Here is a 12911-nt window from a genome sequence, read left to right as displayed (position 1 = left end):
CGGGTCGTTCGCCTGGGCCCGGGGTCACCTCGTGCGAGGTGCGTGCCCGGGCGTGCCCGGGGCGGCCGAGCCCGAACCGCCTGAATCAGAACGCAGCCTGAGGAGACGCCCATGAGCGCCCGCACTCCCGACCCCGTGTTCGACGCGAGCATCGCCGACGTCGACCCCGAGATCGCCGCCGTCCTCGACGGCGAGCTCGCCCGCCAGCAGGGCACCCTCGAGATGATCGCCTCCGAGAACTTCGTGCCGCGCGCCGTGCTGCAGGCCCAGGGCTCGGTGCTGACCAACAAGTACGCCGAGGGCTACCCGGGCCGCCGCTACTACGGCGGCTGCGAGCAGGTCGACGTCGCCGAGAACCTCGCGATCACCCGCGCCAAGGAGCTGTTCGGCGCCGAGCACGCCAACGTCCAGCCGCACGCCGGCGCGCAGGCCAACGCCGCGGTGCTGCACGCGCTGATCAACCCCGGCGACAAGATCCTCGGCCTCGAGCTGGCCCACGGCGGCCATCTCACGCACGGCATGAAGATCAACTTCTCCGGCAAGCTCTACGACGTCGGCGCCTACGGCGTGGACCCGCAGACCTACCGGATCGAGATGGACGAGGTGCGCAAGAAGGCGCTCGAGCACCGCCCGGACGTCATCATCGCCGGCTGGTCGGCCTACCCGCGCCACCTCGACTTCGCCGCCTTCCGCGAGGTCGCGGACGAGGTCGGGGCGAAGCTGTGGGTGGACATGGCCCACTTCGCCGGCCTCGTGGCCGCCGGGCTGCACCCGTCCCCGGTGCCGCACGCCGACGTCGTGTCCTCCACGGTGCACAAGACCATCGGCGGCCCGCGCTCCGGGTTCATCCTGTCCAAGGCCGAGTGGGCCAAGAAGATCGACTCCGCGGTGTTCCCGGGCCAGCAGGGCGGCCCGCTCATGCACGTGGTCGCCGCCAAGGCCGTGGCCTTCAAGGTGGCCGGCTCCGACGCGTTCAAGGACCGTCAGGAGCGCACGCTGCGCGGCGCGCAGATCATCGCCGAGCGCCTGGCCCAGCCCGACGTCGCCGAGCGCGGCGTCGAGGTGCTGACCGGCGGCACCGACGTGCACCTGGTGCTCGTGGACCTGCGCCACAGCGACCTCGACGGCCAGCAGGCCGAGGACCTCCTGCACGAGGCGGGCATCACCGTCAACCGCAACGCCGTGCCGTTCGACCCGCGCCCCCCGCGCGTCACCTCCGGCCTGCGCATCGGCACGCCGGCGCTGGCCACCCGCGGGTTCGGCGACGAGGAGTTCACCGAGGTCGCCGACATCATCGCCGTCGCGCTGCGCGACGGCGCCGCGGCCGACGTCGACGCCCTGCGCGCCCGCGTGGCGAGGCTCACGGCGGACTTCCCGCTGTACCCGGACCTGCAGCAGTACTGAGGGGAGCGGGACGCATGACGACGACGGACGCCCCCGTGGGGGCCGCGCAGGCCCGCGTGCTGGACGGCAAGGCCACCGCCGCCGCGATCAAGGCCGAGCTGAAGGAGCGGGTCGCCGCGCTGCGCGAGCGGGGCATCACGCCCGGCCTCGGCACGCTGCTCGTGGGGGAGGACCCCGGCTCGCAGTGGTACGTGGCGGGCAAGCACCGCGACTGCGCCGAGGTGGGCATCGAGTCCATCCGCGAGGACCTGCCGGCCGACGCGACGCAGGAGGAGATCGAGGCGGCCGTGCGCCGGCTCAACGAAGACCCGGCGTGCACCGGGTTCATCGTGCAGCTGCCGCTGCCGAAGGGCATCGACACCAACCGCGTGCTCGAGCTGGTCGAGCCGGCCAAGGACGCCGACGGGCTGCACCCGACCAACCTCGGCCGCCTCGTGCTGCGGGTGGGCGAGGAGATCGACTCCCCGCTGCCCTGCACGCCGCGCGGCATCATCGAGCTGGTGGAGCGGCACGGCGTGTCGCTGGCCGGCAAGGAGGTCGTGGTGCTCGGCCGCGGCGTCACCGTCGGCCGGCCGATCGGGCTGCTGCTGACCCGCAAGGCGGTCAACGCCACGGTGACGCTCACGCACACCGGCACCCGCGACCTGGCGGCGCTGGTGCGCCGCGCCGACGTCGTCGTCGCGGCCGCCGGCGTCAAGGGCATCGTCACGGCCGACATGGTCAAGCCCGGCGCGGTGCTGGTCGACGTCGGCGTCTCGCGCGAGACCGACCCGGAGACGGGAAAGTCCCGCGTGGTGGGCGACGTCGACCCGGCCGCCCGCGAGGTGGCCGGCTGGTACTCGCCGAACCCCGGCGGCGTCGGCCCGATGACCCGGGCGATGCTGCTGGCCAACGTCGTGGAGACGGCGGAGCGGCTGGCCGGCTGACCGGCTCGCCACCCCGGTGGCTCCGACCGCGGCGCCCCGGGACTCGATGAGTCCCGGGGCGCCGCGTCGTCTTCTCCTGCGAGGGCCGGCCACGGACCGGGCCACGACCGAGGAGGACGACCATGGTCAGCGTGCGACCGCATCTCTGGTTCGACACCCAGGCGCTCGACGCGGCGCAGTTCTACGCCGAGCACATCCCCGGCTCGTCGGTCGACGTGGTGCACCACGCGCCCGAGGGCGTGCCGGACGCCAAGCCCGGCGCGCCGTTCGTCGTCGAGGTCACCGTGTGCGGGCTCCCGGCGATCTTCCTCAACGCGGGCCCGTCGCTGAGGCTCGACGAGGCGTTCAGCTTCTACCTGCGCGTGGACGGGCAGGAGGAGGTCGACCACTACTGGGACCTGCTGACCGCCGACGGCGGCAAGCCCGGCCAGTGCGGCTGGTGCACCGACCGGTTCGGGGTGTCCTGGCAGGTGGTGCCCGTGCAGCTCGAGCAGGCGATGGGCGACTACACGTCGGAGGGCTCGGGGCGCGCGATGCAGGCGATGCTCGCGATGGGCAAGATCGACGTCGCGGCGATCGAGGCGGCCTACGCCGGCCGCTGATCCACGACCTCGGGGGCCGGGGTGTCGGGGGACTCTGAGAGAATCGCCGGGTGCCTCAGCTCGTCGTCGCCACCGCCAACGTCAACGGCATCCGTGCCGCCTACCGCCGGGGGATGGGCGACTGGCTCGCCGCCCGCACGCCCGACGTCCTGCTGCTGCAGGAGGTCCGGGCGCCCGACGCGCTGGTGAACGAGTACCTCGACGGCTGGCACGTGGCGCACCAGTCGTGCGACATCAAGGGCCGCGCCGGCGTCGCCGTCGCCTCGCGCCTGCCGCTGCACGCCGTGCGCGTCGGCCTCGCCCAGCACGCCGCCGACGGCGGCCCGGAGCCCGACGTCGACACCGGCCGGTGGGTGGAGGCCGACGTCGAGCTGCCCGACGGCGGCCTGCTCACCGTGGTGTCCGCCTACCTGCACTCCGCCTCCGCCGCCCCGGGGCAGGAGCACACGCTCGTGGCCAAGTACGCCCACCTCGAGAAGGTCACCGCCCGCCTGGCCGAGCTCGCCGCCGACGGCACGCCCGCGCTCGTGGCCGGCGACCTCAACATCGCCCACCGCAACGTGGACATCGCGAACTGGAAGGGCAACCTCAAGAGCGCCGGGTTCCTGCCGCAGGAGCGCGCCTACCTGGACCGCTGGTTCGACGACCTCGGCTGGACGGACCTGGGCCGCGCCCACGGCGGCGAGGGCCCCGGCCCGTACACCTGGTGGACGTGGCGCGGGCGGGCCTTCGAGAACGACAAGGGCTGGCGCATCGACTACCAGCTCGCCAACCCGGCGCTGGCGCCCCGGGCCGTCAAGGTCGAGGTCGACCGCGCCGCCACCTACGAGGAGCGCTGGAGCGACCACGCGCCCGTCGTCGCGACGTACGCGCTGTAGCGCGCGGACCGCCCGGGCCGGCGGGCCCGGGCAGCGCCCGCCGACGCCGGACGTCAGTACCGGATCGCGTCGATCACCTTGACCCGCACGGCGTAGACCGCGGGGATGAGCCCGGCCAGCGCGCCGACGGCCACGGCGCACGCCATGCCCGTCAGCGCGGCGCTGAACGGGAACCCGGGCTCGTCCTGCAGCGCCGTGCCGAACACCGCCTCGACCGGGATGTTCTTGACCACCGCGACGGCGGCGACCACGCCGACCACCCCGGCCACCGTCGTCGCGACCACCGACTCCATGAGCACGCCGAAGAACACGCGCCCCCCGGTGGCGCCGAACGACCGCCGGATGCCGATCTCGCGGATGCGGTAGCGCACCGTCACCAGCGAGATGTTCAGCAGCCCGAGCCCGCCCAGGAGCAGGGCGAAGCCGCCCACGCCCAGCACCACCCACTGCAGCGCCCGGTCCATGACGAACGGCTGGTCGTACGGTGGGTCGACCTGCATCGGCACGCCCGCGGCGGTGAGGTCGCGGCTCAGCACGGCGGCGAGGTCGGTCGCCGTCTCGGGCGGCACCCAGAACCGGTAGCTGTCGGCCCGGGCCTGCTCCGGCGCCCAGCGCGCCAGGTGGTCGAAGAGCATGAGCGCGCGGGGGCCCTCGTCGGGCCAGCGCGCCCGGAGCTCGCCGACCACCGTCGCCGTCACGGGGGTCTCGCCCAGCAGGCGCACCTGCGGGTGCTCGGCCACCGCCGCCCCGCCGGCGTACTCGTCGAGGAAGGCGCGGTTGGCCACCAGGACCGGCCCGAGCTGCTCGGCGTCGCGGTCGGTGAACCAGCGGCCGGCCACGACGTCGGTGCGCATGATCGTGCCGTACGCGGGGTCGACTGCCATCAGGTCGGGGAGCATTTCCGTCGTGCCGCCCTGCACCCCGAGCTGCACCCACGACTCCACGGAGTGGTAGGAGATGTCGTACCGCGCGGCGACGGCGTCGACCGTGGCGTCGAGCGCGGCGGCGTCCTGGGTGCCGCCGGGCCCGGTGGACCAGGCCGACAGCGTGACGTCGCGCCCCATGTCGCGCTCGTTCTGCTCCTGCATGGCCTGGCCGAGCATGGTCACGGCCGCGGTCACCCCGGTGATGGCGGTGACCGCCACGGCCACGCCGACGAGGGCGAGCAGCACGCGCACACGGTGCACCCGCAGCTCGTCCCACGCCTCGAGGACCGCCCCGACGAGCCCGGTCACAGCGCCCCCACCTCGATCACGGTGGCGGGCGTCTCGAGGTCGATCGGCACCAGGACGCCGTCGGCGAGCCGGAACTGCCGGTCGGCTCGCGCGGCGATCGCCAGGTCGTGCGTGATGGTCACGAGCGCCGCCCCCGTGCGCCGCGCCGCGTCGTCGAGCAGGTCCATGACGGCGCGGCCGGTCTCGACGTCGAGGGCGCCGGTCGGCTCGTCGGCGAGGATGACGCGCGGCCCGCGCACCAGGGCCCGGGCGATGGCGACGCGCTGCTGCTCGCCGCCGGAGAGCTTCTCCGGCATGGTGTCCAGCCGCTCGCCGAGCCCGACGCGCTCGAGCATCTGCGCGGCCAGCCGGCGCCGCGACCAGAACCGGCGGCCGCGGGCGTACAGCAGCGGCGCGGCGACGTTCTCCAGCGCGGTGCGCCCGGCCAGGAGGTTGAACTGCTGGAACACGAAGCCGAAGTCGTCGCCGCGCCGTCGGGCCCGCGCGCGGGCGCCCAGCCGCTCGACCGGCACGCCCTCGAGCTCGTACTCGCCCGAGGTGGGCGAGTCCAGCAGCCCCAGGATGTTGAGCAGCGTCGACTTGCCCGTGCCGGAGCGGCCGACGACGGCGACGTGCTCGCCGGCGTGCACGCTCAGCGTCACGCCGCGCAGGATGCGCAGCTCGCCGCCCCCGGGCAGCGGCACGTGCCGGGTGACCGCGCGCAGGTCCACGAGCGGGGCCGCGGTCATCAGAAGCACGCCTGCTCGTAGGCCTGCATCGCCGCGACGTCGCCGGCGTTCGTGGCCGCGTCGTACGCGGCGGTGTCGTCGCAGTCCGGCCCGGCCTCGGTGCCGTCGTCGAGCGGGGTGAACTCGAGGATGCGGTCGCCGGCCGCCAGCCCCTTCGTCACCTGGACCTGCGCGCCGTCGGTGAGGCCGAGGTCCACGGTGCGCTCCTCGGGCTCGGTGCCCTCGGCGGTCACCACCCAGACCTTGCCGGACTGCGCGGAGCCGAGCACGGCGCTGATCGGCACCACCACCACGTCCGTGGCGTCGCCGTTGGTGATAGCGATCTCGGCGCCGAGGCCGGCGAACGCGGTGACGTCGGACGGGACGGCGCAGCGCACGGTGCCGGTCGAGGCCTCGCCCGCGTCGCCCGGCTCCGCGCCGCCGGGCTCGGACCCGCCGGCCGGCGGGCCGCCGATCGTGAGCCCGGTGCAGGTGAACGGGGCGGGCCCACCCTTGAGGGTCACCTGCGCCTCGCCCGACGCGCCGACGAGGCGGTACTGCTGCTCGGCGCTCAGCGTGCCCTGCACCGACAGCGTGCCGGGGGAGACCGTGCCGATCACGTCCCCGACGGCGACCTCCTGGTCCTCCAGCACGGTGACGTCGAGCGTGCCGGCTACGGGGGCGGTCACCGTGGTCACGGTGACGCGCGGGCTGCGCTCGGTCACCGTCTCGACGCCCGTCTCGGGGTCCACCTCCACGAGGGGGTCCCGGGGCTCCTCGAGCCGGATCCGCACCACCTCGGCGTCGGCCGCGACGGCGCCGTCGTCGGCCAGGACGCGCGAGACGACGCCGCGGGCGGTCGCCTTGACCTCGATCGGCGCGTCGGCGACGACGGACGCGGGCACCGTCACGGTGTTGGTCACGGTGCCGGTGCCCACCTCGATCACGGACTCCGTCACCTGCCCGGTCGGCTGCAGCGCGTCCGGCGCGTCCAGCTCCGCGCCGGTGAAGGCGATCTTGACCAGGGCGGCGGCGATCACCGCCCAGATGACAATCCGCAGGATCGGGAAGACGTACTGCCTGGTGACACTCACCGTCGGGCCCCCTCGCGTCGGCTTGCGTGCTGCTCGCTGCCGTGCTCGGGCGTCGGTGGGGACCCTAGCGGAGCCGCGTCCGGGGACGACAGAGGCCCGCGGGTGAAGCCGCGGGCCTCTCGCAGTCGGACGATCGCCCAGGTCAGAGCCTGTTTCAGGCGGGGTCAGGCGGGTCAGGAGCAGCCCGGCGGGCCGGTCGTCCGGCCCGCGGGGTCAGGCGTCGCGGCCCGCGGCGGCCGACGGCGGCGCCTGCAGGAACGCCGGCGCGGTCAGGCCCGCGTCGTCGAAGGCCCGCTGGACCCCGGAAGCGACGTCCGGGACCTCGTCGGTACGCACGAGCGCGATCGTCGAGCCGCCGAACCCGCCGCCCGTCATGCGCGCGCCGAGCGCGCCGGCGGCGAGCGAGGCGTCCACCGACAGGTCCGTCTCGCGGACGGTCACCTCGTAGTCGTCGCGGAGCGAGGCGTGCGAGGCGTTCATGAGCGGGCCGACCTCCTCGACGCGGCCGTCGCGCACCAGCGCGGCGAACTCGGCGGTGCGCGCCGTCTCGGTGACCACGTGGCGCACGCGGCGGCGCAGCACCCCGTCGGCGTCGTGCGGGGCGAGCGTCGCCAGCGCCGCGTCGAGCCCCTCGGGGGTGACGGCGCGCAGGTTCGGCACGCCGAGCAGCTCGGCGGCCTGCTCGCACGACGCGCGCCGGGCGGCGTACTGGCCGTCGACGAGCTGGTGCGGGGCGCGGGTGTCGATGACCAGCAGCGCGAGCCCGGCGGCGGCGAGGTCGAACGGGATCGGGGTCGCGTTCTCCAGCGCGGACAGCTCGGGGCGGCAGTCCAGCAGCAGGGCGTGGCCCGGGTGCGAGCGCAGCGCGGCCGCCTGGTCGAGGCCGCCGGTGGCGGCGCCGGCGATCTCGTTCTCCGCCCGGATGCAGGCGGCGACGAGCTCGACGCGGCCCGCGTCGTGGTCGGCGAGCCCCAGGCCCAGGAGGTCGTCGAGCGCGACGGCGAACGCGCACTCCAGCGCCGCCGAGCTCGACAGCGAGGCACCGAACGGCACGCACGAGTCGACGACGGCCTCGAACCCGCGCACGGCGTGCCCGGCCTGCTGCAGCGCCCAGGCCACGCCGGCCACGTAGGAGCCCCAGCCCTTGACCTCGCCGGGCACCACGTCGCGCAGCCGCAGCTCCCACGGCTCGTCGGTCTGCGCCGAGGCGACGCGCACGAGGTCGTCGTCGCGCAGGCGCAGCGCCACGTAGGTGCGGTGCGGCAGGGCGGTCGGCAGGCACAGCCCCGCGTTGTAGTCGGTGTGCTCACCGATGAGGTTGACCCGCCCCGGCGCCGACCACACCCCGGTGGGCTGCGCCGCGACGGCGACGCCGCCCTCGTCGTCGGCGAAGGTCCGGGCGAAGAGGGCGCGCACGCGGCGCTCGCCCTCCTCGGCGGTCCAGGCGGGCAGCCACTGGGGCTCGGTCATGGCGGGTCACCTCGTCGTGGGGTCGGGGTGCGACGGTCCTCGCGCGGCCAGCGGGGCGCGAGGGGCGACGTCGCGTCGGGTTCGCGCCCCAGTATCCCGGGGCGGGCAGGTGCGACGCGAGCCCGCCTCGCCGCGGCGTGGGCCGGCTGCGCTACGGTCGCCGCGTGACGACGAGGGACGGTGCCCGTGAGGGCGACCGCGGGGACGCCCGCTGGGAAGCCCGCTGGGACGCTGAGCTGGTGGCGGTGGGCCGGGCGCAGGTCCGGGGCTCGCGGGCCCGGGCGGGCCTGCTCGTGCTGGGCTGCCTGGCGTTCGTCGCCGCCGGCGTGTGGATGTGGGCTGCGGGCGGGGTCCTGGAGCGCGTCGTCGCCGTCGTCGCGGTGGTGTTCTTCGGCGCGCTCGGCCTCCCGGTGGGCGTGCGGCAGCTGCTGCGCCCCGCCCGGCTCGAGGTGACCCGCGCCGGCCTGCGGGGCGACGGCGTGCGCGGTCAGGCAGTGGACCTCGCGTGGTCCGACGTGGAGCAGGTCGCCGTGTGGGCGGTGGACCGCAACCGGTTCGTCGTGCTCCTCCTGACGGCCGAGGCCGCCGCGCGCCGGCGGGCGGACGACGCGGGCGCCCGCGGCGTGCTCACCGCGGTGGACGAGGACCTCGTCGGCGCACCGCACGTCATGGTCCCCGGCACGTACGCGCGGCCGGAGCGGCTCGCCGCCTGGCTGGAGCGGGTCCGCGCGCGCTCCGCCGACTAGCCCGCGGGCGCCCGCGGCGCCGCCGGTCGCGCCCGGGCGGACCGGCGTCAGACCGGCTGCACGCCCAGCCGCATCCCGGCCAGGCCGCGCTTGCGCGCCCCCAGCGACCGCGCCACGTCGCGCAGCACGACGGCGCCGGGGGAGTCCGGCGCGGCCAGGACCACGGGGGTGCCGTCGTCGCCCGCCTGCCGCAGCACCGGGTCGAGCGGCACCTGGCCGAGCAGCGGCACGTCCGCGCCCAGCGCGGCGCCCAGCGACGCCGCGACGCGCTCGCCGCCGCCGCTGCCGAACACCTCGAGCCGCGAGCCGTCGGGCTGCTCGAGCCACGACATGTTCTCCACGACGCCCACGACGTGCTGGTGCGTCTGCGTGGCCACCGACCCGGCGCGCTCGGCGACCTCCGCAGCGGCGGCCTGCGGCGTCGTGACGACGACGATCTCGCTGCCCGGCAGCAGCTGGGCCACCGAGATCGCGATGTCGCCGGTGCCGGGCGGGAGGTCCAGCAGCAGCACGTCGAGGTCGCCCCAGAACACGTCGGCGAGGAACTGCTCGAGCGCGCGGTGCAGCATCGGTCCGCGCCAGACCACGGGCTGCCCGGCCGGCACGAACATGCCGATCGAGACGACCTTGACGCCGTGCGCGATGGGCGGCAGCAGCATGGAGTCGACGCGGGTGGGCTGGCGGTCGACGCCGAGCATGCGCGGGATGGAGAAGCCGTAGATGTCGGCGTCGACGACCCCGACGTTGAGCCCGTCGGCGGCCAGCGCGACGGCCAGGTTCGCGGTGACCGACGACTTGCCGACGCCGCCCTTGCCGGAGGCGATCGCGTAGACCTTGGTCAGCGAGCCCGGCTGGGCGAACGGGATGACCGGGTCACCCGTGCCGCCGCGCAGGCGGGTGCGCAGCTCCTGGCGCTGCTCCGGCGTCATCACGCCGAGCTCGACGGTGGCGCCGGCCACGCCGTCGAGCGCCTCGACCGCGGCGGTGACGTCCCGCACCAGCGTGCCGCGCATGGGGCAGCCGGCCACGGTGAGGTCCACGCCCACGGTCACGTGCGCACCGTCGGCCCCGGGTTCCGCCACGTCGACCGAGCGCACCATCCCGAGGTCGGTGATGGGGCGGCGGATCTCCGGGTCGACGACGGTGGCCAGGGCCGCGCGCACGCGGTCGGCGAGGGGAGCGGGCATGCCTCGATCCTACGGCGGCGCCGTCGGCCCCCTCGGGGCCGGGCACCGCCTCCGGGGCCGTCCCGGCGTGCCGGGCGGCCCGGCGTCAGGACGCCTCGGCCTCCCGCTCCCTGTCCTCCTGCTGGCGCCGCTCCTCGAGCTCCTCGAGCAGGTTGCGGATCTCCGAGCGGACGAAGTCGCGCGTGGCGACCTCGCTCAGGGCCAGCCGCAGGGCGGCCATCTCGCGGGCGAGGTACTCGGTGTCGGCGAGGTTGCGCTCGGCGCGCTGGCGGTCCTGCTCGGCCAGCACGCGGTCGCGGTCGTCCTGGCGGTTCTGCGCGAGCAGGATCAGCGGCGCGGCGTACGACGCCTGCAGCGACAGCATGAGCGTCAGCGCCGTGAAGCCGAGCTCCGCCCGGTCGAACTGCAGGTGCGCCGGCACGAGCACGTTCCAGCCGATCCACAGCGCGCAGAAGATCGTCAGGTAGATGATGAACCGCGGCGTGCCCAGGAACCGGGCGATCCCCTCGGTGGCCTTCCCGACCGCGTCCTGGTCCACCTGGAAGCGGGGGATCAGCGTGCGGCGGTTCTCCTTCGGGGTGTCGAGCCTGTCCGCCACGGTCACCTCCCTGCCTTCTGGTCGGCCTGCCGGCCTGCGGTCCGCACCGGGCGCGGGCCCGGCCCCTGGTCTCGTGCGACGTCCTCGGGACGTTCTTGCTCGAGCCGTTCGTCGTCCGACTCGCGCCAGTCGTCGGGCAGCATGTGGTCGAGCACGTCGTCCACCGACACCGCCCCGAGCAGGCGTTTCTCGTCGTCGAGCACGGGCAGCGCCAGCAGGTCGTACGCGGCCAGCAAGCGCGTGATGCGGCCCAGCGGCGCGTCGGCGGTCAGCCACTCGGTGTCCGTGTCCAGCACGGAGCCGACGGCGGCGTGCGCGGGCTCGCGCAGCAGCCGCTGGAAGTGCGCGACGCCGAGGAACCGGCCCGTGGGCGTCTCCAGCGGCGGGCGCACCACGAACACCACCGACGCCAGCGCGGGCGGCAGGTCCTGCTTGCGGATCTGAGCCAGCGCCGTGGCGATCGTCGTCTCCGGCCCGAGGATCACCGGCTCCGTCGTCATGAGGCCGCCGGCCGTGTCCTCGGCGTAGGCCAGCAGGCGGCGCACGTCGCGCGCCTCCTCCGGCTCCATCAGCCCGAGCAGCTCGGCGGCCTGGGCGTCCGGCAGCTCGTGCAGCAGGTCCGCGGCGTCGTCCGGCTGCATCGCCTCGAGCACGTCGGCGGCGCGGCCCGTGTCGAGGCCGGAGAGGATGGCCACCTGGTCGTCCTCGGGCAGCTCCTCCAGCACGTCGGCCAGGCGCTCGTTGTCCAGCGCCGTGGCCACCTCGAGCCGGCGGGACCCGCCCAGCTCGTGCAGCACGTCGGCCAGGTCGGCGGCGCGGAGGTCCTCGTACGCCTCGAGCAGCCGGGCGGCGCCCTGCGTCTGCTCCGCCGTCGCGAGCCCGGTCACGGCGTCCACGGGGACCACCAGCGTCGCCCCTCGCCGGCGCAGCCCCAGCGTGCTCTTGCCCGCCGGCTTGCGGCGCACGAACAGCTGGTCCACCAGCCAGTCGCCCGAGCGCTGCCGCGCGATCGCGAGGTCCTCCACGATCGCGTCGCCGGAGCCGTCCTTGAAGGTGACCGTGCGGTCCAGCAGCTCGCCGAGCACGAGCGACTCCATGGCGCGCTGCTCGAAGCGGCGCATGTTGAGCAGCCCGGTGGAGATCACCTGGCCGCTGTCGATGGTGGTCACGCGCGTCATCGGCAGGAAGACGCGCCGCCGGCCCGGGACCTCGACCACCAGCCCGACCACGCGGGGGGCGCCCTTGGCGCGGACGAGCACGACGACGTCGCGCACCCGTCCGACGAGATCGCCGATGGGGTCGAAGACCTGCGTCCCGGCCAGGCGGGCGACGAAGACTCGGGTACCGGCGCTCACACGGTCACACTACGCGGCGGCGCGGCCCCCGACCTGGCGTGTCACCGTCGTCGGACCGGGCGTCCGCCCTGGTGTCCACCCGGCGTCCCACCTGGTGCCCCCGCGCGCGTGGCCGGTGGTGGTCCTGGTGCGTTGTCGGGATACTGACGCTATGAGCTTCAGCCGCCCCCAGCCCGCGCCGCGCGTGCCCACCCCGCCCAAGGGCGACGAGGTCGCCGCCTACGACACCTACCTCGAGGCCCAGCAGGCGGTCGACTTCCTCGCCGACAACAAGTTCCCGGTCGAGAACGTCACCATCGTCGGCACCGACCTCAAGATGGTCGAGCGGGTCACCGGGCGGCTCAGCTACGGGCGCGTGGCGCTCGCGGGCGCGATGTCCGGCGCCTGGTTCGGCCTGTTCGTCGGGCTGCTGCTCTCCCTGTTCTCTCAGGGTGCCAGCGCGGTCATCTTCGTCGGCATCGCGCTGGGTGCGGGCTTCGGCCTGCTGTTCTCCGTGCTGTCGTACGCGTTGACCGGCGGGCGGCGTGACTTCACGTCGTCGTCGCAGATCGTCGCGTCGGCGTACGCGATCCTCTGCGCGAGCGAGGCGGCGAACGACGCCCGCGCGATGCTCATGCGGTCGCCCGGCGGGCTGGGGCGCGCCCGCTCGGGCGGTGCGCGCGGGGCGTCCGCCGGAGCGCCCGGCGCCCCGACGGCGGGGGCGCCGGCC

At 75.2% G+C, this 12911-nt stretch carries 13 protein-coding genes; 6 read left to right on the top strand and 7 right to left on the bottom strand.

Annotated features, from left to right (window positions below; genetic code table 11):
• Window positions 1-111: 111 nt before the first annotated feature.
• The 4 genes from glyA (at window position 112) to GSF02_RS10785 (ending at window position 3810) form a co-directional block, all read left to right on the top strand.
• Complete coding sequence (glyA, locus tag GSF02_RS10800; RefSeq protein WP_159795878.1) at window positions 112-1404, top strand: serine hydroxymethyltransferase; 1293 nt, start codon at window positions 112-114, stop codon at window positions 1402-1404.
• 14 nt (window positions 1405-1418) lie between these two features.
• The gene (locus GSF02_RS10795) at window positions 1419-2330 is read left to right on the top strand and encodes a bifunctional methylenetetrahydrofolate dehydrogenase/methenyltetrahydrofolate cyclohydrolase (protein WP_159795875.1); all 912 of its coding nucleotides are present in this window, start codon (window positions 1419-1421) and stop codon (window positions 2328-2330) included.
• 122 nt (window positions 2331-2452) lie between these two features.
• The gene (locus tag GSF02_RS10790) at window positions 2453-2932 is read left to right on the top strand and encodes a VOC family protein (RefSeq protein ID WP_159795872.1); all 480 of its coding nucleotides are present in this window, start codon (window positions 2453-2455) and stop codon (window positions 2930-2932) included.
• 50 nt (window positions 2933-2982) lie between these two features.
• Window positions 2983-3810 carry an exodeoxyribonuclease III gene (locus GSF02_RS10785; RefSeq protein WP_159795869.1) on the top strand — a complete coding sequence of 276 codons (828 nt, stop codon included), beginning with the start codon at window positions 2983-2985 and terminating at the stop codon, window positions 3808-3810.
• Window positions 3811-3863: 53 nt separating this feature from the next.
• On the opposite strand, the gene GSF02_RS10780 is transcribed toward GSF02_RS10785, so the two are convergent.
• The 4 genes from GSF02_RS10780 to galK all read right to left on the bottom strand — a co-directional run bounded on the left by GSF02_RS10780 (window position 3864) and on the right by galK (window position 8316).
• Window positions 3864-5045, bottom strand: a complete 1182-nt coding sequence (locus tag GSF02_RS10780; protein WP_159795866.1) for an ABC transporter permease — start codon at window positions 5043-5045, stop codon at window positions 3864-3866.
• Window positions 5042-5773, bottom strand: a complete 732-nt coding sequence (locus GSF02_RS10775; RefSeq protein ID WP_159796017.1) for an ABC transporter ATP-binding protein — start codon at window positions 5771-5773, stop codon at window positions 5042-5044. Before GSF02_RS10775 ends, GSF02_RS10780 begins: the two co-directional genes overlap by 4 nt.
• Window positions 5773-6846: an efflux RND transporter periplasmic adaptor subunit gene (locus GSF02_RS10770; RefSeq protein ID WP_159795863.1), complete on the bottom strand. Its 1074-nt coding sequence runs from the start codon at window positions 6844-6846 to the stop codon at window positions 5773-5775. Before GSF02_RS10770 ends, GSF02_RS10775 begins: the two co-directional genes overlap by 1 nt.
• A gap of 213 nt (window positions 6847-7059) precedes the next feature.
• Window positions 7060-8316, bottom strand: a complete 1257-nt coding sequence (gene galK / locus GSF02_RS10765; protein ID WP_159795860.1) for a galactokinase — start codon at window positions 8314-8316, stop codon at window positions 7060-7062.
• 164 nt (window positions 8317-8480) lie between these two features.
• Here galK and GSF02_RS10760 point away from each other — a divergent pair, with 164 nt between their 5' ends.
• Window positions 8481-9062 (top strand): STM3941 family protein, encoded by a 582-nt coding sequence (locus GSF02_RS10760; RefSeq protein ID WP_159795857.1) that lies wholly within the window; start codon window positions 8481-8483, stop codon window positions 9060-9062.
• 47 nt (window positions 9063-9109) lie between these two features.
• Here GSF02_RS10760 and GSF02_RS10755 read toward each other — a convergent pair whose 3' ends face one another.
• The 3 genes from GSF02_RS10755 to GSF02_RS10745 form a co-directional block, all read right to left on the bottom strand.
• Window positions 9110-10249: an Mrp/NBP35 family ATP-binding protein gene (locus GSF02_RS10755; protein ID WP_159795854.1), complete on the bottom strand. Its 1140-nt coding sequence runs from the start codon at window positions 10247-10249 to the stop codon at window positions 9110-9112.
• Window positions 10250-10334: 85 nt separating this feature from the next.
• Entirely contained in the window at window positions 10335-10847 is a 513-nt protein-coding gene (locus GSF02_RS10750; RefSeq protein ID WP_159795851.1) for a DUF1003 domain-containing protein, read from the bottom strand.
• A gap of 2 nt (window positions 10848-10849) precedes the next feature.
• Entirely contained in the window at window positions 10850-12202 is a 1353-nt protein-coding gene (locus tag GSF02_RS10745) for a magnesium transporter MgtE N-terminal domain-containing protein (protein ID WP_159795848.1), read from the bottom strand.
• 151 nt (window positions 12203-12353) lie between these two features.
• Between GSF02_RS10745 and GSF02_RS10740 the strand changes: the two genes are divergently transcribed.
• The coding region (locus GSF02_RS10740) for a general stress protein (RefSeq protein WP_328799018.1) at window positions 12354-12911 on the top strand (558 nt) is incomplete at its 3' end.

The sequence above is a fragment of the Puerhibacterium puerhi genome, assembly GCF_009846865.1.
In the GTDB taxonomy this organism is placed as follows: Bacteria; Actinomycetota; Actinomycetes; order Actinomycetales; family Cellulomonadaceae; genus Puerhibacterium; species Puerhibacterium puerhi.
The sequence above is the reverse complement of the archived record's forward strand: the minus strand, read 5'-3'. Positions and strand labels throughout refer to the sequence as shown.

Coding starts and splice junctions, on each gene's coding strand:
- GSF02_RS10775 (WP_159796017.1), bottom strand. CDS start 5,773: ATGACCGCGGCCCCGCTCGTGGACCTGCGCGCGGTCACCCGGCACGTG.
- galK (WP_159795860.1), bottom strand. CDS start 8,316: ATGACCGAGCCCCAGTGGCTGCCCGCCTGGACCGCCGAGGAGGGCGAG.
- glyA (WP_159795878.1), top strand. CDS start 112: ATGAGCGCCCGCACTCCCGACCCCGTGTTCGACGCGAGCATCGCCGAC.
- GSF02_RS10755 (WP_159795854.1), bottom strand. CDS start 10,249: ATGCCCGCTCCCCTCGCCGACCGCGTGCGCGCGGCCCTGGCCACCGTC.
- GSF02_RS10790 (WP_159795872.1), top strand. CDS start 2,453: ATGGTCAGCGTGCGACCGCATCTCTGGTTCGACACCCAGGCGCTCGAC.
- GSF02_RS10795 (WP_159795875.1), top strand. CDS start 1,419: ATGACGACGACGGACGCCCCCGTGGGGGCCGCGCAGGCCCGCGTGCTG.